At 68.3% G+C, this 20751-nt stretch carries 21 protein-coding genes; 7 read left to right on the top strand and 14 right to left on the bottom strand.

Annotated elements, in window-relative coordinates:
• The first annotated feature begins 44 nt into the window (after positions 1-44).
• From E6C70_RS14660 to E6C70_RS14645, 4 genes are all read left to right on the top strand, one after another.
• A complete protein-coding gene (locus E6C70_RS14660) occupies positions 45-1199 on the top strand; it encodes a N(5)-(carboxyethyl)ornithine synthase (protein ID WP_136425303.1) in 1155 nt (384 codons plus the stop codon).
• 95 nt (positions 1200-1294) lie between these two features.
• Entirely contained in the window at positions 1295-2713 is a 1419-nt protein-coding gene (gene radA, locus E6C70_RS14655) for a DNA repair protein RadA (RefSeq protein ID WP_136425302.1), read from the top strand.
• 212 nt (positions 2714-2925) lie between these two features.
• Positions 2926-3534 (top strand): hypothetical protein, encoded by a 609-nt coding sequence (locus E6C70_RS14650; RefSeq protein ID WP_136425301.1) that lies wholly within the window; start codon positions 2926-2928, stop codon positions 3532-3534.
• Positions 3535-3547: 13 nt separating this feature from the next.
• On the top strand, positions 3548-4309 hold the full coding sequence (locus E6C70_RS14645) for a PspA/IM30 family protein (RefSeq protein ID WP_136425300.1): 762 nt from the start codon (positions 3548-3550) through the stop codon (positions 4307-4309).
• Between the two features lie 62 nt (positions 4310-4371).
• Here the strand turns inward: E6C70_RS14645 and E6C70_RS14640 are convergent, their stop codons facing one another.
• The 4 genes from E6C70_RS14640 to E6C70_RS14625 all read right to left on the bottom strand — a co-directional run bounded on the left by E6C70_RS14640 (position 4372) and on the right by E6C70_RS14625 (position 6538).
• Positions 4372-4779, bottom strand: coding sequence for a RidA family protein (locus E6C70_RS14640; RefSeq protein WP_136425299.1), 408 nt, complete (start codon positions 4777-4779; stop codon positions 4372-4374).
• Between the two features lie 29 nt (positions 4780-4808).
• Complete coding sequence (locus E6C70_RS14635) at positions 4809-5267, bottom strand: dehydrogenase (RefSeq protein WP_235833553.1); 459 nt, start codon at positions 5265-5267, stop codon at positions 4809-4811.
• 47 nt (positions 5268-5314) lie between these two features.
• Positions 5315-5962, bottom strand: coding sequence for a hypothetical protein (locus E6C70_RS14630; protein WP_136425298.1), 648 nt, complete (start codon positions 5960-5962; stop codon positions 5315-5317).
• A 72-nt stretch (positions 5963-6034) separates the two neighbouring features.
• Entirely contained in the window at positions 6035-6538 is a 504-nt protein-coding gene (locus E6C70_RS14625) for an amino-acid N-acetyltransferase (RefSeq protein ID WP_136425297.1), read from the bottom strand.
• A gap of 77 nt (positions 6539-6615) precedes the next feature.
• Here E6C70_RS14625 and E6C70_RS14620 point away from each other — a divergent pair, with 77 nt between their 5' ends.
• Positions 6616-7197, top strand: coding sequence for a hypothetical protein (locus E6C70_RS14620; protein WP_136425296.1), 582 nt, complete (start codon positions 6616-6618; stop codon positions 7195-7197).
• Positions 7198-7247: 50 nt separating this feature from the next.
• On the opposite strand, the gene E6C70_RS14615 is transcribed toward E6C70_RS14620, so the two are convergent.
• The 3 genes from E6C70_RS14615 to E6C70_RS14605 form a co-directional block, all read right to left on the bottom strand.
• Positions 7248-7460, bottom strand: coding sequence for a three-helix bundle dimerization domain-containing protein (locus tag E6C70_RS14615; RefSeq protein WP_136425295.1), 213 nt, complete (start codon positions 7458-7460; stop codon positions 7248-7250).
• Positions 7461-7556: 96 nt separating this feature from the next.
• On the bottom strand, positions 7557-10085 hold the full coding sequence (locus E6C70_RS14610) for an ATP-dependent Clp protease ATP-binding subunit (protein ID WP_136425294.1): 2529 nt from the start codon (positions 10083-10085) through the stop codon (positions 7557-7559).
• Between the two features lie 116 nt (positions 10086-10201).
• Positions 10202-10624, bottom strand: coding sequence for a hypothetical protein (locus E6C70_RS14605; RefSeq protein ID WP_136425293.1), 423 nt, complete (start codon positions 10622-10624; stop codon positions 10202-10204).
• 45 nt (positions 10625-10669) lie between these two features.
• Between E6C70_RS14605 and E6C70_RS14600 the strand changes: the two genes are divergently transcribed.
• Complete coding sequence (locus tag E6C70_RS14600; protein WP_136425292.1) at positions 10670-11647, top strand: pirin family protein; 978 nt, start codon at positions 10670-10672, stop codon at positions 11645-11647.
• 51 nt (positions 11648-11698) lie between these two features.
• The gene (locus E6C70_RS14595; protein WP_168770977.1) at positions 11699-13240 is read left to right on the top strand and encodes a glycosyltransferase family 39 protein; all 1542 of its coding nucleotides are present in this window, start codon (positions 11699-11701) and stop codon (positions 13238-13240) included.
• A gap of 10 nt (positions 13241-13250) precedes the next feature.
• On the opposite strand, the gene cls is transcribed toward E6C70_RS14595, so the two are convergent.
• From cls to lysS, 7 genes are all read right to left on the bottom strand, one after another.
• Complete coding sequence (gene cls / locus E6C70_RS14590; protein ID WP_136425290.1) at positions 13251-14714, bottom strand: cardiolipin synthase; 1464 nt, start codon at positions 14712-14714, stop codon at positions 13251-13253.
• 9 nt (positions 14715-14723) lie between these two features.
• Complete coding sequence (locus E6C70_RS14585; protein ID WP_136425289.1) at positions 14724-14915, bottom strand: hypothetical protein; 192 nt, start codon at positions 14913-14915, stop codon at positions 14724-14726.
• Between the two features lie 12 nt (positions 14916-14927).
• Entirely contained in the window at positions 14928-15074 is a 147-nt protein-coding gene (locus E6C70_RS16765) for a hypothetical protein (protein WP_168770976.1), read from the bottom strand.
• A 128-nt stretch (positions 15075-15202) separates the two neighbouring features.
• Positions 15203-17251, bottom strand: coding sequence for a PTS fructose transporter subunit IIABC (locus E6C70_RS14580; protein WP_136425288.1), 2049 nt, complete (start codon positions 17249-17251; stop codon positions 15203-15205).
• Positions 17252-17263: 12 nt separating this feature from the next.
• The gene (locus E6C70_RS14575) at positions 17264-18277 is read right to left on the bottom strand and encodes a 1-phosphofructokinase family hexose kinase (protein WP_136425287.1); all 1014 of its coding nucleotides are present in this window, start codon (positions 18275-18277) and stop codon (positions 17264-17266) included.
• Positions 18274-19062 (bottom strand): DeoR/GlpR family DNA-binding transcription regulator, encoded by a 789-nt coding sequence (locus tag E6C70_RS14570; protein WP_136425286.1) that lies wholly within the window; start codon positions 19060-19062, stop codon positions 18274-18276. Before E6C70_RS14570 ends, E6C70_RS14575 begins: the two co-directional genes overlap by 4 nt.
• A 165-nt stretch (positions 19063-19227) precedes the next feature.
• Positions 19228-20751, bottom strand: coding sequence for a lysine--tRNA ligase (lysS, locus tag E6C70_RS14565; RefSeq protein WP_136425285.1), 1524 nt, complete (start codon positions 20749-20751; stop codon positions 19228-19230).

Below are 20751 nucleotides of genomic sequence, written 5' to 3'. Positions count from 1 at the left end.
TCCCGACCGACCCGGGCGAGCAGCGGTGGCGTAACGTCGGCAGCATGAGCACCGATCCTCTACTGCGCCTCGGCGTGCTGGCCACGTCACGCAAGCCCGATGAGAGGCGGCTTCCGCTGCATCCGTCGCATCTCGAGCGGATCGATGAGGACATCCGCGCCCGCATGATGCTCGAGACGGGCTATGGCGAGCGCTACAGCGTGACGGATGACGAACTCGCGTCCCTCGTCGGCGCTGTGGCCGACCGCGCGACGATCATCGCGGAAGCCGACGTGATCGCGTTGCCCAAGCCGCTCGCATCCGACCTCGAGGAGCTGCGCGACGGACAGGTGCTGTGGGGCTGGCCGCACTGCGTGCAGGATCCGGAGATCACCCAGCTGGCCATCGACAAGCGGCTCACGCTCATCGCGTGGGAGGCGATGAACCACTGGCAGGCGGATGGCGGGTTCGGGCTGCATGTGTTCCACAAGAACAACGAGATGGCCGGATACTGCTCCGTTCTGCAGGCGCTGGAGCTGTGCGGATCGACCGGCGACTACGGGAGGCGGCTGAATGCGGCCGTCATCGGGTTCGGCGCGACCGCCCGGGGTGCGGTGACCGTGCTGAACGCCCACGGCATCCACGATGTGCGTGTGCTGACCAACCGCGACACCGCGGCCGTCGGCTCGCCCATCCCGTCGATCGACATCATCCAGATCGAGACCGATCCCGACAGCCCCGACGAGAGCATCGTGAACACCGAGGAGGGCCCGGTGGCCCTCGCGCCGTTTCTCGCCCGTCACGACATCGTCGTCAACTGCACGCTGCAGGATCCGAATGCGCCGCTCACCTACCTCCGCACCGCCGACCTCGACGCCTTCCGGCCCGGCAGTCTCATCGTCGATGTCTCGATCGACGAGGGCATGGGCTTCGAGTGGGCGCGGGCGACCACGTTCACCGGCCCGATGTTCACGGTCGGGCGATCGACGAATTACTACGCCGTCGACCACAGCCCCTCGTACCTGTGGAACTCGGCGACCTGGGAGATCAGCGAAGCGCTCATGCCGTTCCTCCGTACCGTCATGGAGGGTCCGGAGGCGTGGGCCGGGTCCGAGACCATCCGCCGCGCGATCGAGATCGAGGAGGGGCGTGTGCGCAACGAGGCGATCCTCCAGTTCCAGAACCGCTCTCACGACTACCCCTATCCGAAACTCGGTTGAGCCCGGGCTCCTCCTCATCGTGGCTGACGGCGGCCCATCCGGATGGCGGCGGAGCGCCGCCCGGCGGTGTCGGCGGCCGCGGTTAGGCTCGCAGCATGGCTCGAACCGTCAACGCGTATCGCTGCGTCGAATGCGGGTGGACCACCGCCAAATGGGTGGGTCGCTGCGGCGAGTGCCAGCAGTGGGGCACGGTGACGGATGCCGCTGAGCAGCCCGGCGCCAACGCCCGCGCGGTGAAGCCGGTGCTCGTGTCGGCCGGCCGCACCGCACGTGCCATCACCGACGTGACGACCGAGAGCGTGACCCGCTGGCCCAGTGGCATCGGCGAGTTCGATCGCGTGCTCGGCGGCGGAGTCGTTCCGGGCGCCGCGATCCTGCTCAGCGGTGAGCCGGGCGTCGGCAAGTCCACGCTCCTGCTCGAGGTCGCCGCGCGTGCGGCATCCACCGGCCAGCGCGTGCTCTATGTGAGTGCCGAGGAGTCCGTCAGCCAGGTGCGCATGCGTGCGGGCCGCACGGGTGCTCTCGTGCCCGACCTCTTCATCGCGGCCGAGACCGATCTCGGCACCATCCTCGGACAGGTCGAGGCGATCGAGCCCCGGTTGCTCATCGTCGACTCGGTGCAGACCGTGTCGAGTGCGCTCTCCGACGGCCTCGCCGGCCAGCCGGGGCAGGTCCGCGAGGTGGCCGCAGCGCTCGTGCGACTGGCGAAGGACCGCGAACTGCCCGTGCTGCTCGTCGGACACGTCACCAAGGACGGCTCCATCGCCGGCCCGCGACTGCTCGAGCACCTCGTCGACGTGGTCTGCCACTTCGAGGGCGACCGGCAGACGGCGCTACGCTTCGTGCGGGCGCTGAAGAACCGGTTCGGCCCGACGGATGAGGTGGGTTGCTTCGAGATGACCGGCGACGGCATCGTGGAGGTGCCCGACCCGAGCGGCCTGTTCCTCAGTCGCTCGGCCACGCCAGTCTCCGGAACGTGTGTGACCGTCGCCCTCGAAGGACGCCGTGCGATTCCCGTCGAGGTGCAGGCGCTGGTCGTCGAGTCGACGGGTCCGCAGCCGCGCCGGGTGGTCAACGGCGTCGACCCGTCGCGGGTCGCCATGATCCTCGCCGTGCTCGAACGGCGCGCCGGACTGAAGGGCGTCACGGCGCACGACGTCTACATCTCCACGGTCGGCGGCGTGCGCCTGACCGAGCCGGGAGCCGACCTCGCCATCGCGGTGGCTATCGCATCCGCCATCAGCGACCGTCCCGTGTCGCATGAGTTGACCGCCTTCGGCGAAATCAGCCTGGCCGGCGAGATCCGTCCGGTGTCGGCCGCCCGCCAGCGCGCATCCGAAGCCCGCCGTCTCGGTTTCGCGCAGGTGCTCGATGCCGAGGTCGGCAGCGTGCGCGCGGCTCTCGATCGCCTGCGGATGGCCGCCGGCGCGCCCGTCGTCGACCTTGCCGCGGCCGCGAAGCGCCGGGCTGCGCAACGCGAGGAGTGGGATCGGGACTTCGACCGATCATTCTGAGGGGCGCGGCGCCTGAATCTCCGAATTCGGCGGGAAGGATGACGGCGACCGCTCGGTGGGCGTAGATTGCGTTATATCGCGTTTCATCGAGAGAGTGGGGAAGCGGCAATGGTCGACTCCATCAGGCTTCGCGCGGGTCTTCTCGGCCCGGCCGCCGGCACGACACGGGCGGGCGCTGCACCCCGCCGGCCGGGTCTCTCGGGGTGGTCGAGATGACCACCCTCCTCTGGATACTCGTCTCGTTGGCCGCCATCTGCACGATCTCGGTCGTCACGGTCCTGCTCGTCGTGAGGACGATCTACCGGCGCATCCGTCGCAGTCGCACCCTGAATGGTGTCGCGCTCCGGACGCGGGCCGGACTCAGCTGGGGTCCGCAGCGCAGGGTCCTCGCGCTGCGGGTGAGACTCGCCGACTCTCTCGATAGCGGGCGAGCCGCTCTCGACCTCGCGGGCAGGCGAGACGGCCTGAGCGGTGAGCTTCCGCGGCTCTACCGCCGCATCCAGGCCGAGAGCGACGTGCTGGACGCCCACCTGCGATTGATGGAGACGGAGACCGACGCGTCGGAGCTCGCGCAGCAACTGCCTGAGGCCACACGTCGTGTCGCGCATGTCACCGAGCTGGTGGGGCGTCTCCGCGGCGCCGTGACCGCAGGCCTCACGGGCCTCGCGGATGACAGCCTCAGCACCCTGCGCACCGAAGTCGATCGTGAGGTCACAGCACTCCACGCCGGGGTGCAGGAGATGAGGACGCTCCGCCGCTTCGACACGTATGCAGACCCGATCCGACCGCCGTCAACCGACAGCATCACTCCGTCCAGATAGGGGGGACCATCTCATGAGCACCAACACGTCACGAATGCGCACCATCTTCCGCAGCAAGACCACCCAAGCGCTGGACCGCATGGAGGACCCGCGCGACACGCTCGACGACAGCTACGACCAGCAGGTGAAGCTGCTGCAGCATGTGCGCAAGGCCGTCGCAGAGGTCGCGACCGCCAAGAAGCGGATAGAGCTGCAGGGTCAGGAGATGGGTTCGCGCTACCAGTGGTTGGCCGATCAGGCCCAGGAGGCGATGCGCCAGGGTCGCGAGGATCTCGCGCGGGCGGCGCTGGAACGTCGCTCACTGCTCGAGGGCCAGGTCGCGAAGCTCAAGGATCAGTACGCGTCGCTGCAGAACCAGACCGCCCAGTTGCAGGAGCGTGAGCGGCGCCTCACCGAACAGGTCGCAGCTTTCCGCATCGAGAAGGAGACCATCAAGGCCACCTACTCGGCCTCCGCAGCGCAGGTGCGGGCGAATGAGGCCGTCGCAGGCATCGGCAACCAGATGCACGACATCGGCGGCAGTCTCGACCGGGCACGCGACCGCGTCACCCAGATGCAGGCGCGGGCAGCGGCCACCGACGAACTGCTGGCCAGCGGCGCGCTCAAGGACCTCACCGCAGCGCCGGATGCCGACATCGAACGTCAGCTGTCCGCCCTGGCGACATCGGCGAACGTCGACCGCCAGCTGCAGGCCATGAAGGACAGCGGCGAGGCGCCCGGCCGAGCACGCTCTGGCAGCTCGCCCGACGGGTGGCTGAGCATCGGCGAGCGCTGATCCGACGCGCCGGTGAAGGTTGGCGCGAGCCTGTCCCTGCGGACGCGTGACGCCACCCCGACTCAGTCGGCGAGTGCGGCGATCGCCTCGATCTCGACCAGCTGGCCGTCGTAGCCCAGGACCGTGACGCCCAGCAGTGTGCTGGGGACGTCATGGTCTCCGAACGCCTCACGCACCACCTGCCATACGGTCGACAAGTCCGCTCGCTCATCCGAGGCCACCAGGATCCGCGTGCTGACGACATCCCGGATGCCCGCGCCCGAGTCGGAGAGAGCCTGCGCCATGGTCCGCAGGCAGGCGGCTGCCTGACCGGCGTAGTCCCCCGGCGCCGCGGTCGTTCCATCGACGTTCAGAGGACAGGCTCCCGCCAAGAAGATCAGGCGCGTTCCGGCTGCCACGACGGCCGCGCTCGCGTACTCGGTCGACGCCGACGGACTCGTCGCGTGGATCAACTGCACAGGATGGGGCACGCGTCGATCGTGCCACATGAGAGACGCCGTCAGGCGTCGAGCGCTCGGAGGATCTCCGCAGGTGTCGCCTGCATTGGGTGCGGGCCGGCGATGTCGAGGAACACCGTCGTGATGATCTCGGCGTTGGCTCCCAGGAACGCGCGCAGCCAGGACGGCGACTGCAGCCCGACGGATGGCGGGAGGTTGGCGGGCTTATTGCGGGCGTCGCTGAACAGGAGCAGCGCGAGCTCGCCGGTCTCGGGCGAGCGGTAGGTCCACACCTCACCGGCGTCGAGGGGGTTGTCGCGGGGGCCCGGCTTGACCAACGGGACGACCGTGTTGCCGTTGCGGAGCGCGAGGGCGACCGCCGCCATGTCCTGGTGCTCCAGCGCCTCCGCGAGCGCCTGCGACCGGAACCGCGCGGCCACTCCACCGCTCGCACCTCGCCCGGTCGAGCCCGATCTCCTACCCGACGCGGATGCCATGACCCCAGCGTATCCGGCGGGCATGGGGCATCCGTCGCCGTTCGCGTCCGGCCGAATGCGCGGGAGAGACCTCAGTCGAGGATGAACTGCGCGGACGCGCTCTTCACACCGTCGACGGAGACCGTCAGGTGGTAGGACGCCCCTGCGGCCGTCACCGCGTCGCGAGCGGTGTCGCAGGTGTCGGCGGCCGACCGGGTGCGGTCCCACGCGATGGGTGCTGCCGAGCTGATCGGCACTCCCGGCTTGAGAGTGACCTCAGCGTCGACGGCGCCGGTCTGGCAGTCGGTGGACACCCAGTACTTCTCGGTTCCACTCGTGATGGTGAACACCTGCTTCGAGGTGCCCGCGTTGAAGACGCACGCCTTCGTCCCGTTGTTGACGATGCTCAGGGAGAGTTGCGGGTTCTCCCCGGCGGCGTAATGGTCGTGGTCTGTGATGGCGGTCACCTGCACGTTCGACGGTTTGCACGCCGCACCGGCGGCATCCGTCTTCTCCGTGGGGATGGTTGTCGCAGCCGTGGTCGCCTTCGGCGAAGCCGTGGACGACGAACTCGTCACGGACGATGCAGTCGGATTCGGCTCGCCGGAGCTGGAACCGGGTCGCACGATGATGAGGAAGATGACGACGATCACGGCCGCGATGCCGAGACCGACGATGAGGCGCCGGCGCCAGTAGACCTTTTCGGACTGAGGGCCGACGGGATGCTTGAGCGTCGACATACCCACAGGGTAGGTGCGGATGCCGACGGTGCCGCTGAAGTCACCGGCGGTTCGTGCGACTGCCTACCGCGCTCAGAACCGCTTGAGCATCCGCGTGTTGCCGAGGGTGTTCTGCTTGACCCTGGCCAGGTCGAGGAACTCGGCGACGCCGTCGTCGTGCGAGCGGACGAGCTCGGCGTAGACGGCGGGATCGACGGTCTCCTCGCCCATGTCGACGAATCCGTGACGCTCGAAGAAGGGCACCTCGAAGGTCAGGCAGAACAGCCGCGACAGCCCCAGAGCACGGGCATCCGTCTCAAGGGTCTCCAGCAGAGCGTGACCGACCCCGCGCCCGAGCCAGTCGTCCGCGACGGCGAGCGTTCGGACCTCGCCGAGGTCCTCCCACATCACGTGGAGCGCGCCGGCGCCGATGAGGTCGCCCGCCTCGGTGACCGCCACCCGGAACTCCTGTACGGCCTCGTAGAACACCACGCGCTCCTTGCCGAGCAGGATGCGCCGACGCACGAGCGGCTCGATGAGCGCCGCGATGGCGGGCACATCAGCGGTGCGCGCAGTCCGAATCGAAAACGAAGACACCCGGCAAGGGTACCGAGCCCGGCGGTAGCGTTGAATCAGCGCGTCACGTCCACGGGGCGCCGATGAGAGGAGCTTCGATGGCTGCGAAGAAGGCGGAGAAGGCTGCCGACAAGGCGTTGTCCGCGGCGAAGGATGCCGTGAACGACGCCAAGAAGGCGGTGCGCAAGCTCGACAAGGCCGCCCGCAAGAAAGCTGATGCACTCGACAACAAGCTCGCGACGCTGAAGAAGGACGCCGCCAAGACCGTGAAGCGCGTGAAGCGCCGCGCCGCAGCGGTCGAGGAGGCCGAGCGGGCGGCGAAGGCGCATCGCAGCTCGGAGAAGCGTGGTCGCGCTGAAGCGCAGGCCCCCGCCCAGCGCGCGGAGGCCCAGTCCGCCGCGCGCGCCGCTGCCGCCCGGGTCCGCCAAGAGTCCGACACGATCGAGCCCCTGCAGCCCAGTGGAGCCGATTCGGCCAGCCGGCCCGAGCCCACCACGCCCGCTCCCGCTCCGAAGGTTGCCCCGCGGAAGCCGCGAGCGGTCCGACCGTCTGTTGTCGACGCGCCTGCAGCGCCGGAGCCTAGCTTCCGCGAGCTGCGCGGACGTGCGCAGTCCGAAGGCGTCCCGGGGTATTCACGCATGAACAAGGCGGCTCTCGCCGAAGCACTGGGACGCGGCTGACGCCCGCGTTCACGGGCTGATCGCGCCCGCAACATCACCGGGCGCGTGCTTCAGGCCTTGGCGAGCGCCTTGACGCGCTTCTTGGCGCTCTTCTCGACCAGCACCGGCACGAAGTCGCGCACGGGCTTTCCGTTGAACTCGAGATGCTCCTCGGTCACGATCTTCTCGATCGTGGTGCGCTCGACGCCGGGGTACTTCTCCGCGAGACGGTCGACGACCTCATTGATCGCCCGCTCTTCGGTCTTCTTCTCGCGCTCCTGCATGATGTGCAGCATACGGGAGCAAAGCGAACGGAAACGTGCAGGTGCATGGAGAAGGGGCCGGATGCGCTCAGCATCCGGCCCCTCAGTCTCCACGCGTCAGTCGCTGGTGATGGCCAGGTCGGGCGTCACCGATCCCGCGCCGACCGAGGCTCCGGCGGCGACCCCCGCACCGGCGGGCAGCTCGCGGCGAGAAGTGGTGAACACGAACTCGCTGTCGACGAAGTCGACGTGCACGTGGTCACCGGAACCCAGTTCGCCGTGCAGGATCTTCTCGCTGAGGCGATCCTCGATCTCGTGCTGGACGGCACGACGCAGTGGCCGGGCTCCGAGGGCCGGGTCGAAGCCGACCTCGATGAGTCGCTCCTTCGCGGGGACCGTGAGCTCGATCGTCATGTCGCGGTCGAGCAGGCGGTCGCTGAGTCGCTTGATGAAGAGGTCGACGATCTGCAGCAGCTCGGGCTTGCTCAGCTGCGGGAACACGATGATGTCGTCCACACGGTTGAGGAACTCGGGCTTGAAGTTCTTCTTGAGCTCCTCGTAGACCTTTCCGCGCATGCGGTCGTAACTGGTCTGCGTGTCGCCCTCCATCTGGAAGCCGACCGGGCCGCCCGAGATGTCCTTCGTGCCGAGGTTGGTGGTCATGATGATGACCGTGTTCTTGAAGTCGATGAGGCGGCCCTGGCCATCCGTCAGTCGTCCCTCCTCCAGGATCTGGAGGAGCGAGTTGAAGATGTCGGGGTGAGCCTTCTCGATCTCGTCGAACAGCACGACGCTGAACGGCTTGCGGCGCACCTTCTCGGTGAGCTGGCCGCCCTCCTCGAAGCCGACGAAGCCGGGAGGGGCTCCGAACAGCCGTGAGACGGTGTGCTTCTCGCCGTACTCGCTCATGTCGAGGGCGATCATGGCCGCCTCGTCATCGAACAGGAACTCGGCGAGCGCCTTGGCGAGCTCGGTCTTGCCGACGCCCGTGGGGCCGGCGAAGATGAACGATCCCGAGGGACGCTTGGGGTCCTTGAGGCCGGCGCGCGTGCGGCGGATGGTCTTGGAGAGAGCCGCGATGGCCTCCTCCTGACCGATGACCCGCTGGTGCAGCGCCTTCTCCATGAAGACGAGTCGCGAGGACTCCTCCTCGGTGAGCTTGAACACCGGGATGCCGGTGGCCTGGGCGAGCACTTCGGCGATCAGACCCTCGTCGACGACGGCGGTGGTCTTGACGTCGCCCGACTTCCACTGCTTCTCGAGGCGCAGTCGCTCGCCGAGCAGCTGCTTCTCCTCGTCGCGGAGGGAGGCGGCCTTCTCGAAGTCCTGCTCCTCGATGGCGGTCTCCTTGGCGGCCCGCACGACGGAGATCTTGTCGTCGAACTCGCGCAGCTCGGGCGGGCTCGAGAGGATCGAGAGGCGCAAGCGTGCGCCGGCCTCGTCGATCAGGTCGATGGCCTTGTCGGGCAGGAAACGGTCGCTCACGTAGCGGTCGGCCAGGTTGGCCGCGGCCACGATGGCGCCATCCGTGATGGAGACCTTGTGGTGCGCCTCGTAGCGGTCGCGCAGCCCCTTGAGGATGTTGATCGCGTGGGGCAGGCTCGGCTCGGCCACCTGGATGGGCTGGAAGCGGCGCTCGAGCGCGGCATCCTTCTCGAAGTGCTTGCGGTACTCGTCGATGGTGGTCGCACCGATCGTCTGCAGCTCACCACGGGCGAGCAGCGGCTTCAGGATGCTGGCGGCGTCGATGGCGCCCTCGGCCGCTCCAGCGCCGACGAGCGTGTGGATCTCGTCGATGAAGACGATGATGTCGCCGCGGGTGCGGATCTCCTTCGTGACCTTCTTCAGGCGCTCCTCGAAGTCACCGCGGTAGCGGCTTCCGGCGATGAGCGAGCCGAGGTCGAGCGAGTAGAGCTGCTTGTCCTTGAGCGTCTCGGGAACGTCGCCCTTCACGATGGCCTGCGCGAGACCTTCGACGACAGCGGTCTTACCGACGCCGGGCTCTCCGATGAGGACCGGGTTGTTCTTGGAGCGACGGGAGAGGATCTGCATGACCCGCTCGATCTCCTTCTCGCGCCCGATCACGGGGTCGAGCTTGCCCTCGCGGGCGGCCTGCGTGAGGTTGCGGCCGAACTGGTCGAGGATCTGCGATCCACCCTGGGTCTGCTGCTGCTCGTTGGCCCCGCCGACCTGCACCTGCTCCTTGCCCTGGTAGCCCGAGAGCAGCTGGATGACCTGCTGGCGCACACGGTTGAGGTCGGCGCCCAGCTTCACGAGCACCTGGGCGGCGACGCCCTCGCCTTCGCGGATGAGGCCGAGCAGGATGTGCTCGGTGCCGATGTAGTTGTGGCCGAGCTGCAGGGCCTCGCGGAGGCTGAGCTCGAGCACCTTCTTGGCGCGCGGGGTGAAGGGGATGTGACCGGTCGGCTGCTGCTGGCCCTGACCGATGATGTCCTGCACCTGCTCGCGCACGGCGTCGAGCGAGATGCCGAGCGACTCGAGCGCCTTGGCTGCCACTCCCTCGCCCTCGTGGATGAGGCCGAGCAGGATGTGCTCCGTACCGATGTAGTTGTGGTTGAGCATCTTGGCCTCTTCCTGGGCCAGGACGACGACGCGACGAGCTCGGTCGGTGAATCTTTCGAACATCTTCTACTCCTCTCGGCTCCGCGGGCGGATGCGTCGCCGATACATCGAGAGTAACGAGCGGTCGCCACCGTTTCGCCCGTGTTCGCCCTCGGCGCACCGTCGCCGTGAGCGCTCCCTCAGGGGCGGATGGCGGGCAGCGTGATCGTCGGCTTACCGGTGAAGCGGATGCTCACGTCCGAGGTGGTGCTCACCTGCTCGGGCGTCGTGAACACCGTGGTGTGCGGCACGTAGTCGGCCGTGCACACCTTGTCGTCGGGGATCTTCTCCACGGTCGCCTGCAGGGAGTTGGACGCACCCACGATCATTCGGCTGACGATGGGCGGGCATCCGCTGCTGCCGAAGAGGGTGATGGCGATGCGCTTGCCGTCGCCGAGCCATGCGGCGAAGGGCTCCTCGGCTGTCGGCAACCCGGTGACGCCCTTGGGTGGGCCGGCGTAGTCCTCGAGGGCGTTGCCTCCGCTTCCCGAAGAGCACGAGGAGAGGACGAGGGCGACGGATGCGGCCAGCGCGAACGCGGCGACAACATTCCGGCGAGGCATACCTCACCCTAACGTCCCGTTCCCGACGGCAATAGGATGCGGTTCATGAGCAACCTCGAGAAGGATCCGGCGGAGCTCGTGCTCGGAACCACGCCCGAGTCCGACCGGCCGGACGTGGTCGAGGTGCTCACGGCGCGCGAGGTTCCGCTCGGCGGGGCGCGCGCGATGCTCGTCCACCGCACCCTCCCCCAGCGCGGTCGACCGACCATCGGGGCGTGGTGCTTCGCCGACCATTACGGCCTCGGGGACGGCGCCGCTCAGCCGATGGTCGTGCCCCCGCATCCGCACACCGGTCTGCAGACCGCGAGCTGGCTGTTCTCCGGCGAGATCGAGCACCGCGACAGCGTCGGAAGCCTCAGCCTGGTGCAGCCCGGGGCGCTCAACCTCATGACCGCCGGCCGCGGCATCTCGCACTCGGAGGTGTCGCAGGCCGCTTCCGGCACCCCGCACGGCGTGCAGCTGTGGATCGTGCTTCCCGATGACGCGCGCCACTCCGAGCCGTTCTTCGAGCGGCGGGGGGCCGTTCCGGTGCAGGTCGGAGACGCGTCACTTCAGGTCTTCGCGGGCACGTTCGCCGGGGTCGGGCCCGACGCATCCGTCTTCACTCCCCTCGTCGGCGCGCAGGTCGACCTGCCGCCGTTCGGTTCCACCGAACTGAGCCTCGACCCGACGTTCGAGCACGGACTGCTCGTGGACGCCGGCCCGCTCCGCGTCAACGGCGTCGAGGCGGCCGTCACCGAGCTCGCCTACCTGTCTCCCGGTCGGGTGTCGGTTCACCTGTCCGCCGGAGAGTCGGGCGCGCGGGCACTCCTGCTCGGGGGCGCGCCGTTCGAGGAGCGCTTCATCATGTGGTGGAACTTCATCGGTCGCACGCACGAGGAGATCGTGGCGTTCCGATCCGAGTGGCAGGGGGACGTTATCGCGGGCGCGGACCCGTACGGCCCCTTCGGCGAGGTCGACTACGACGGTTCCCCTCTGCCCGCCCCGCCGATGCCGACGGTGCGCCTCAAGCCGCGCTCCTGACCCCCGAACGCGGGCGCCGCGTTCGGCCTCATGCGGGATAGGTTGGGCGCCATGGCCGCTGTCAACGAGCGATCCCGTCAGCGGGCGGCAGAGGTCACAGCCATCGCGCTTCCGGCCTCTGTTATGGCGGTCATGGCTACCTGGTCGGCTGTCCGGATCCCACTGTGGCGCGACGAGGTTGCGACTCAGTCGTTCGCGGTACTCGATGGCGGCGATCGAGCCGCAGCCCTCTCTCACGTCGACGCTGTGTTCAGGCTCTATTACTGGCTCGAACATCTGGCCATCATCGGGATTCCCTCTCCCTTGGGCCTGCGTTTGGCATCGGTGATCGCAGCGGTCGGGACGGTGGTGATCGCAGGCCTCCTGGCGAGGAAGTGGTGGGGCACGCTGGCGTCACTGGTGACGGGGTTCGTACTCACCCTGAATCCGTTCGCGGTGCAGATGGCAGCCACCGCGCGACCGTATGCGTTGGCATGCTTCTTCGTCGCCCTCGCGGCATTCGCCATGGATCGCGCCACCCGAGCCGAGCGGTCGCTCGCCTGGTGGCTCGCGTATGCCGTCTCGATCGGCCTGGCGGGTGGCATGCACCTCTTCTCTCTGCTGAGCATCGTGCCCCTCGCGTTCCTCCTGCTCGGTGCGTCGCGTCGAAGAGTCCTGTCCTGGCTCCTGTCAACGGTTCTCGCAGTCGCTGCCCTCGCGCCGATAGCGGTCGTCGCCTACGGCCAGCGAGGACAGGTGTCGTGGATTCCTCGCCCGGACGTCCGTCGTGCTCTCGGCGCTCTCGGCAGTGCCATCGTCAACCGGGGAGACTCGCTGTTCAAGCTGCCAGAGGCTGTCGCTCTGGGCCTAAGCGTCGTCGCACTCGGCGTCGGGCTCGTCGTGCTCTTGCGCCAGCCGCGGAGCCAGGCCCGAACGCTCACGATCGCTCGGTATGGTTTCGCGGTCGGGCTTTTCGTAGTGCCTTGGGCACTTCTGCTGGTGTACTCGCTGCTCGCAACACCGTACTTGCGGACGGCCTATCTTCTTCCGGCCGTCTTAGGTCTCGCCCTGGGATTCGGCTTCTGCGCCGATGCCTTCCGTCGATTCAAGGTCGGACGCGACAGCTGGATAAGATATGCATTTGGAGCCGCCCTATGGCTGCTGCTCATCGTGCCCGTCACGATCGGCGCTGCGACAACGTTCGATCTCCTTCGAGCCAACTGGTGGGTAGATGACTTTCCAGGAATCGCCCACCTCGCGGCCGAGCGGGTGGAGCCCGGAGATCTGCTTGCGATCGTCCAGACGCCGAGCGAAACGGGGGTGGCTGCGGGCTTCGCGAACCAATCGGGAGATGGAGACCTCCAGCGGACGACGCGACAGCGATTGCTCACGGGCAATCAGCCGCTGGTTGACCTCCGCGAGGTCGTCTCAGTTCGCCCTTTCGTGACGACGCGGGCCAGCAGAACGGCAGACGGGACGATGTGGATGGTCTTCACCCGCGGCGACCGTGACATCGCGAAGTCGCGTCTCGCGGACGACGGGCACACATGCTCCGTCACCGGGGACGATGTCCAGTTCGGGCTCCTCCGCCTGGCTCGATTCGAGTGTCGGTAACCTCCGAGGGCTACTGCAGGGCGCTGGTGAGCCGGGCGAGGTTGTCGAGAACGGTCGACCGCAGCGGCTGCTTCTTCCACGCATCGAGCGTGAGCTCCTTGCTCACGGCCCGGTATCCGTCCTCCACCTGTCGCATGTCGTGCACGAACGACTTGCCGCGCACCAGGAGGGAGACCTCCATGTTGAGGCCGAACGAGCGCATGTCCATGTTGCTCGACCCGATCACCGCGACGTCGTCGTCGATGGTGAAGTGCTTTGCGTGCAGGATGTACGGCGACTTGTACATCCAGATGCGGACGCCCGCACGCAGCAACGCCTCGTAGTACGAGCGCTGGGCGTGCCAGACGAGCGCCTGGTCGCCGATCTCCGACACGAACAGGTCGACGGGCACACCGCGCTGCACCGTCGAGGTGATGGCGTAGAGCATCGCCTCGTCCGGCACGAAGTACGGGCTCGTGATGACGACCCGTTTCTGGGCGTTGTAGAGCAGCGCCAGGAACAGCCTGAGGTTGTTCTCGTTGACGTAGCCCGGCCCGCTCGGCACCACCTGGCATTCCAGCCGGCGCGGATCCTCCACCGACTCGAGTGTCTCCACCTCCTTCTCGAGGAGCTCGTCCGACTCGATGAACCAGTCGGTGATGAAGATGAGGTTGAGGGCGTCGACCACCGGGCCCTCGATGCGGGTGACGAGCTCCTGCCACTTGAGGCCGCGCTTGATGTTGACGCGCTTGTTGTAGCTGCGGTCGATGACGTTCTGCGATCCGATGAAGGCGCTACGTCCGTCGACCACCAGGATCTTGCGGTGGTTGCGCAGGTCGATGCGCTGGTTGTTTCCCTTCAGCGGCTGCACCGGGAGCATGAGGTGCCACTCGGCTCCCATCGCCGTGAGCCTCTTGAGCGTGGCCTTGTATTCGCGGGTGCGCGAGGACGCCCAGTGGTCGAGGAGCACCCGCACCTTCACCCCGCGACGGACCGCGGCCTCGAGTGCGTCGAAGAAGGGGTACGTGGTCTGGTCGCAACTGAGGATGTAGAACTCGACGTGGACGTACTTGGTCGCCTTGCCGATCTCGGCGGCCATCGCTTCCAGCGAGTCCTGGTAGTGCGGGATGAGACTGGCGGTGTTGCCGTCGATGATCGGCATCGCCGACAGATTGGTCGTCAGCTCCACGACGGATGCGAACCACGGCGGCCACTGCGCGTTGCTCTGCCGCCCCTCCGGCACGTCGGAGTTGTCTCGGATGAACTGGTTCATCTCGAGCTGCTTCTGCCGGCGCTTGCGCGGCAGTTTCGGGTTGCCGATGAGGAGGAACAGCAACACGCCGACGTACGGCAGGAAGAAGATCGCCAGGAGCCACGCCGTCGCCGCGGTGGGCCGACGGTTGCGCGGAATGATGATGATGGCCGCTATGCGCACGCCGAGATCGATCAGGAAGAGCGTGACGACGATGATGAGGGAGACGTCGGACGGATCCACGGCCGCTGCCTAGGTCGCCGGCTTGTCGCGGGCAGGCTGCTCGTGGCCGAGCTTGGCTCGCTCCTCCGCTTCGATCTCGCTGTACACCTTGCGCTCCGTGCGATCGGAGCGGATGAGGGCGCGCATGATGTACCAGAAGAGCAGCCCGACCAGCACGGTCGGGGTGATCGACCAGAGCGCGTTGAGCCAGAAGTCGTCCATCGTGGGATCAGCTTACTTGGACACGATGCCGATGATGCCCGAGACGATCATGTAGACCGCCACGCCGCCGACGATGAGCCAGATGGCGAGTCGGCCGTTCGACACGCGCCTCTTGTCGGGTTCCGGCTCGAGCTCTTTCTTGGGCAGATAGTCGTTCATGGCCGCATCAGGCTAACCCATCGCGCTGGAAACCGCTGCCACGGGGACGGGACGGATGCGGAGCCGCCCGGACGGAGCGAGCGAGGGGCCGACCGATCGCTCGGTCGACCCCCCTCGGCGTGAGACGGTCAGGCCGGCACGGGCATGGCAGCCGGCGCGACGGCTCCGGCATCCGTCGTCGACACCGTCTCGACCGGTCGGCGTCGTGCCCACTTCTTGAGCGCGACCACGGCGAGTGCCGACACGACGGTTCCGGCGAGGATGGAGAGCACCCACATGCCGAGGTTGCCGATCGCGAAGAACACGAAGATGCCACCGTGCGGCGCCTGCGAGGTGGCGCCCGTCGCCATCGAGAGCGCGCCCGTCGTCATTCCGCCGAGGATCGACGCGGGGATCACGCGCAGCGGGTCGGCCGCCGCGAACGGGATCGCTCCCTCGCTGATGAAGGACGCGCCCAGCAGCCAGGCCGCGTTGCCGTTCTCGCGCTCCACCTGGGTGAAGAGTCCGCGACCGAGCACGGTCGACGCCAGGGCCATAGCGAGGGGCGGCACCATGCCGGCACCCATGACCGCGGCCATGATCATCCATGGAGTCTGGTCGTTGATCGAGCCGGCTCCGAGTCCCGCCACAGCGAACGAGTACGCCACCTTGTTGACCGGGCCGCCGAGGTCGAAGGCCATCATGAACCCGAGGATGAGTCCGAGCAGTACGATGCCGACGCCCGACAGGGAGTTCAGCCAGTCGGTCAGGCCGGTCATGAGCACGGCGATCGGGCCGCCGAGGATCACCAGCATGAGACCCGACGCGAAGATCGACGCGAGCAGGGGGATGATGACCACGGGCATGAGGCCGCGCAGCCAGCGCGGGGCGGGGATGCGTCCGATCCAGTACGCAGCCGCACCGGCGAGGAGGCCTCCGACGAGACCGCCGAGGAAGCCGGCGTTCATGATCAGCGCGACGGCACCGACCGTGAATCCGGGCGCGATGCCCGGACGATCGGCGATCGCGTAGGCGATGTAACCGGCGAGCGCCGGCACGAGGAACCCGATGGATGCCGCGCCGATGACGAAGGCGACCGCCCCGAGGTACTCGCCGAGGCCGCCGGACGGCAGGTTCCACAGCGCGTTGCTGAGCACGATCTTGCTGGCGTTGTCGGTGATGTCGTAACCGCCGAGCAGGAAGCCGAGGGCGATCAGCAGACCACCACCGGCGACGAACGGGATCATGTAGCTGACACCGGTGAGCAGCCAGCGCTTCACGCGGGCACCGACGGATTCGTTCGCCGCCGTGGTCGCTCCCGCGGTGGCCGCACCTCCGGCGCCGGCTGCGACGCGAGGCGCGGACGGGTTGTTCGCCGCGGCGACGGCCTCGGCGATCATCTCGTCCGGCTCGTCGATGCCGCGCTTGACGGGAGCCTGGATGACGGGCTTCCCGGCGAACCGCGCCTTGTCGCGCACGTCGACGTCGACCGCGAAGATGACGGCGCCGGCGCGCGCGATCACGTCCGGAGCGACGGGGGTGGCGCCGGCGGAGCCCTGCGTCTCGACGTGCAGCTCGACACCGGCACGATCAGCGGCGGCCACGAGGGCGTCGGCCGCCATGTAGGTGTGTGCGATGCCCGTGGGGCACGCGGTGATCGCGATGAGCGATGGGCGTGCGGCGGATTCGCCATCCGTCGCGGCCGTCGCCGTCGCTGCCGCAGCAGCGCTCTGCGGGGCGCCCTCGGCGGGAGCGTCCAGCGCGCCCCGCACTATCGCGACGACCTCGTCGGCGCTGGCCGCGCTGCGGAGGGAGTCGTTGAAGTCGGGCTTCATGAGTGAGCGGGCCAGTTGGGCGAGCAGTACGAGGTGGGCCTGGTCGGCGCCGTCGGGCGCGGCGATCATGAAGACGATGTCGGCCGGGCCGTCGCCGGCGTCGAAGTCGACCGGCGGCTTGAGGCGAGCCATCGCCAGGCTCGCGACGGAGACGGAGGTGGACCGGCAGTGCGGGATCGCGATGCCGCCGGGGATTCCGGTAGCCGACTTCTCCTCGCGCGCCCAGGCGTCGGCGGCGAGGCCGGCCGCGTCGGCGCGTCCGGCATCCGCGATGCGCTGCGCGAGCGCGCGGATGACGTCCGATCGTTCGGGACCGAGGTCCTCGTCGAGCACGACGAGGTTCGATTGGATGAGTTCACTCATGGGGTTGCTCCTTCAGTGCTGCGCGGCGTCTGCGCCGTCGCGGAGGTGGATGGATTCGGGGTCTTCGAGAGGGTTCGGGTCGAGCGCCACCGGCTCGATGGCGGCCGCATCGACCTGGTCGCGGGTGGGAACGATGCTGCCGGGGAGGGATGCCGCTGCCGCACCGGATGCGACGGCTCGCGCGAGGCACCGGTCGGGGCGCTCACCCTCGACGGCGGCGACGAGGTAGCCGGCCAGCGAGCAGTCACCCGCGCCGACCGTGCTCCGGGGCAGGATGCGGGGAGCCGGGGCGAACCAGGCGCCGTCATCGGTGGAGAGGACCGCTCCCGTGGCGCCGAGGGTTACGAGAGCCGCCACCACGCCATCGCGATCGAGCGATCGGGCGAGGGCGAGGGCTGCCTCCGGGTCGTCCTCGAGGTCGTCCCCCGCCTCCACGCCCACGAGTTCAGCGAGCTCCTCGGCGTTCGGCTTGATCAGGTCGACGGCCACACGCGCAGCGACGAGTGCGCGCAGCGGCGCGCCTGAGCTGTCGACCGCGATGCGAGGCGGGCGGGCGTTCGCCTCCCGGACGGCGCGTACGACACGTGCGTAGAAGTCGTCGGGCACACCGGGAGGAAGGGACCCCGCGAGGACCAGCCAGTCGGCGCCCTCCGACACCTCGGCCACGAGGGCGATGAGGGCATCCTGGTCGTTCTCGGCGAGAGTCGGACCGGGCTCGTTGATCTTGGTCGTCGTGCCGTCCAGTTCGGTCAGGGTCAGGTTGGCCCGGATGCGACCCTCGATCGGCACAGCGCCGAACGGAACGTCCTCGGCGCGGAGCGCGGAGAAGAACGGATCCGAGGTGGCGCCGGGCAGTACGGCGAGGGAGTCGACGCCTGACGCACGCAGCGCCCGGGTAACGTTGACGCCCTTGCCGCCCGGATCCTCGCGGGTCTCGAGGGCGCGTTGCACCGCGCCGCGCGCGAGTTCGCCGTCGAGTTGTACGGTGCGGTCGAGCGACGGATTGACGGTGAGCGTGACGATCATGCGAGCACCACCTCGACGCCGTGGGCCGCCAGGGCCGAGGCGAGCAGCGCCGGCGGGGGCGCATCCGTGATGAGGGTGTCGACTTCATCGAGCCGCGCGAACCGCACGAGCGTCTCGACCTCGAGCTTGGACGAGTCAGCGAGGACGACCACCCGGCGGGCGGCGTGGACCATAGCCGCCTTCACCGCGGCCTCCGCCTCGTCGGGCGTGCTGAGACCGAACCCGTCGCTGACGCCGTTGGCCCCGATGAAGGCGATGTCGGGGCGCAGGTCGGTCAGTTGCGCAATGGTGGACGGACCCACCGCGGCTCCGGTGATGCCGCGGATCTTTCCGCCCAGGATGCGCAGAGCGAGGTGTGCGCTCGCGTTGAGGGTGGCGGCGATGGCCAGAGAGTTGGTCGACACGTCGATGCGGGCATCGGGCGCGGCAGGCTGACGAGCTGCGAGCAGTTCGGCGAACTGGGCGGTCGTGCTGCCAGCGTCGATGAGGAGCGAACCGCGGAAGGTGTCGGGCACCTGACGCAGCGCGGCCCGGGCTATCGCGCTCTTCTGCTCCCGGGCTTGATCGCTGCGATCGGCGAGGCTGGTCTCGGCGATCGTCGTGCTCTGTGCTGAGACGGCGCCTCCGTGCACGCGGCGCAGACGACCCTGCTCCTCGAGCAGGTCGAGGTCGCGGCGGATGGTCTCGGACGCCACGCCGAATTCACGGGAGAGCTCCATCACCGAGACGCGTCCGACGCGGGCGATCGCGGTGCTGATCCGATCCTGGCGTTCCGTTGCGTACATGCTCGATCCTCTCCGTTCGAGGATCATTCACCTTCGAACGTTCAGACAGATTCCCACACATTCCAACACAAAGCAATACATTCACAGAATTAGCCACATGTCGACGTGGACGCCTAGGCGCGACGAATCAACCCGACCTGGTCGGTCGGGCTGCGTAGCGTCTCGCTACTTGACGAGCGGGAAGAGGATCGTCTCGCGGATGCCGAGGCCCGTCAGCGCCATGAGCAGACGGTCGATGCCCATGCCCATGCCGCCGGTCGGCGGCATCCCGAACTCGAGTGCGCGCAGGAACTCCTCATCGAGGCGCATCGCCTCGGGGTCGCCGCCGGCGGCCAGGCGTGCCTGTTCGACGAAACGATCCCGCTGGACGACAGGGTCCACCAGCTCGGAGTATCCGGTGGCGAGCTCGAACCCGCGGATGTACAGGTCCCATTTCTCCACGACCCCCGCCAGCGACCGGTGCGCGCGCACGAGCGGCGAGGTGTCGAGGGGGAAGTCCATCACGAAGGTGGGACGCTCGAGGCCGCTCTTGACGAAGTGCTCCCAGAGCTCCTCGACGTACTTGCCATGCAGGGGGTGGTCGATCTCGATTCCCTCCCCGTCCGCGATCGCCCGAAGCTCGGCGATCGGCGTCTCGGGCGTGATCTCGCGCCCCAGCGCCTCCGAGAGCGAGCCGAACATGGAGATGCGGCTCCAGTCGCCGCCGAGGTCGTACTCGGTGCCGTCCGCCCACGTCACGGTGTGACTGCCTGAAACGGCCTGCGCCGCGTCCTGGATGAGGGTCTGCGTGAGGTCGGCGATGGTGCTGTAGTCGCCGTAGGCCTGATAGGCCTCGAGCATGGCGAATTCGGGCGAATGCGTCGAGTCGGCGCCCTCGTTGCGGAAGTTCCGGTTGATCTCGAAGACGCGCTCCATCCCGCCGACGACGGCGCGCTTGAGGTAGAGCTCCGGCGCTATGCGGAGGAACAGCTCGGCATCGAAGGCGTTGGAGTGCGTCACGAACGGACGGGCGGATGCCCCGCCGTGCATCACCTGCAGCATCGGGGTCTCCACCTCGATGAAGTCGAGGTCGTCGAACGTGCGGCGCAGGCTCGCCACGGCCTTCGCCCGGTCGCGCACGTTGGTGCGGGCCTGCTCGCGGGCGATGAGGTCGAGGTAGCGGCTGCGGACCCGGTTCTCCTCGGAGAGTTCGGTGTGCAGGTTCGGCAGCGGCAGGATCGCCTTGGACGCGATCGTCCAGTCATTCACGAGAATCGACAGCTCTCCGCGCCGACTGGTGATGACCTCTCCCGTTACGAACACGTGGTCGCCGAGGTCGACGAGCTCCTTCCACCGCAGGAGGCTCTCCTCCCCCACCTCGCCGAGGGAGACCATCGCCTGGATGCGCGACCCGTCTCCGGACTGCAGGGCGGCGAAGCACAGCTTGCCCGTGTTGCGCAGGTGCACGACGCGGCCGGCGATGCCGACGGTCTCGCCGGTCGCGACATCCGTCTCGAGCGCGCCGAAGCGCGCTCGCACGCCGGGGATGGTGTCGGTCACGGGGACGGAGACGGGGTAGGCGCCGCCGGCGGCATCCGTGGCTGTGGCTATCAGCCGCTCGCGCTTGGCCAGTCGAACGGCCTTCTGCTCGGAGACATCCGCGGCGATCTCCTCGGCAGTGGGCTCGGGCGTCGTCTGGTCGTCGGCCAT

This window comes from Orlajensenia flava, assembly GCF_004801905.1.
Lineage (GTDB): Bacteria > Actinomycetota > Actinomycetes > Actinomycetales > Microbacteriaceae > Orlajensenia > Orlajensenia flava.
Note: the sequence above shows the minus strand (reverse complement) of the source record. Positions and strands in the feature narration are given on the sequence as shown.

Excerpts from the sequence above, each read along its gene's own strand:
- E6C70_RS14660 (WP_136425303.1), top strand. The coding sequence starts at position 45 with ATGAGCACCGATCCTCTACTGCGCCTCGGCGTGCTGGCCACGTCACGC.
- radA (WP_136425302.1), top strand. The coding sequence starts at position 1,295 with ATGGCTCGAACCGTCAACGCGTATCGCTGCGTCGAATGCGGGTGGACC.
- E6C70_RS14650 (WP_136425301.1), top strand. The coding sequence starts at position 2,926 with ATGACCACCCTCCTCTGGATACTCGTCTCGTTGGCCGCCATCTGCACG.
- E6C70_RS14645 (WP_136425300.1), top strand. The coding sequence starts at position 3,548 with ATGAGCACCAACACGTCACGAATGCGCACCATCTTCCGCAGCAAGACC.
- E6C70_RS14635 (WP_235833553.1), bottom strand. The coding sequence starts at position 5,267 with ATGCCCGCCGGATACGCTGGGGTCATGGCATCCGCGTCGGGTAGGAGA.
- E6C70_RS14630 (WP_136425298.1), bottom strand. The coding sequence starts at position 5,962 with ATGTCGACGCTCAAGCATCCCGTCGGCCCTCAGTCCGAAAAGGTCTAC.
- E6C70_RS14620 (WP_136425296.1), top strand. The coding sequence starts at position 6,616 with ATGGCTGCGAAGAAGGCGGAGAAGGCTGCCGACAAGGCGTTGTCCGCG.
- E6C70_RS14615 (WP_136425295.1), bottom strand. The coding sequence starts at position 7,460 with ATGCAGGAGCGCGAGAAGAAGACCGAAGAGCGGGCGATCAATGAGGTC.
- E6C70_RS14610 (WP_136425294.1), bottom strand. The coding sequence starts at position 10,085 with ATGTTCGAAAGATTCACCGACCGAGCTCGTCGCGTCGTCGTCCTGGCC.
- E6C70_RS14605 (WP_136425293.1), bottom strand. The coding sequence starts at position 10,624 with ATGCCTCGCCGGAATGTTGTCGCCGCGTTCGCGCTGGCCGCATCCGTC.
- E6C70_RS14600 (WP_136425292.1), top strand. The coding sequence starts at position 10,670 with ATGAGCAACCTCGAGAAGGATCCGGCGGAGCTCGTGCTCGGAACCACG.
- E6C70_RS14595 (WP_168770977.1), top strand. The coding sequence starts at position 11,699 with ATGGCCGCTGTCAACGAGCGATCCCGTCAGCGGGCGGCAGAGGTCACA.
- E6C70_RS14585 (WP_136425289.1), bottom strand. The coding sequence starts at position 14,915 with ATGGACGACTTCTGGCTCAACGCGCTCTGGTCGATCACCCCGACCGTG.
- E6C70_RS16765 (WP_168770976.1), bottom strand. The coding sequence starts at position 15,074 with ATGAACGACTATCTGCCCAAGAAAGAGCTCGAGCCGGAACCCGACAAG.
- E6C70_RS14580 (WP_136425288.1), bottom strand. The coding sequence starts at position 17,251 with ATGAGTGAACTCATCCAATCGAACCTCGTCGTGCTCGACGAGGACCTC.
- E6C70_RS14575 (WP_136425287.1), bottom strand. The coding sequence starts at position 18,277 with ATGATCGTCACGCTCACCGTCAATCCGTCGCTCGACCGCACCGTACAA.
- E6C70_RS14570 (WP_136425286.1), bottom strand. The coding sequence starts at position 19,062 with ATGTACGCAACGGAACGCCAGGATCGGATCAGCACCGCGATCGCCCGC.
- lysS (WP_136425285.1), bottom strand. The coding sequence starts at position 20,751 with ATGGCCGACGACCAGACGACGCCCGAGCCCACTGCCGAGGAGATCGCC.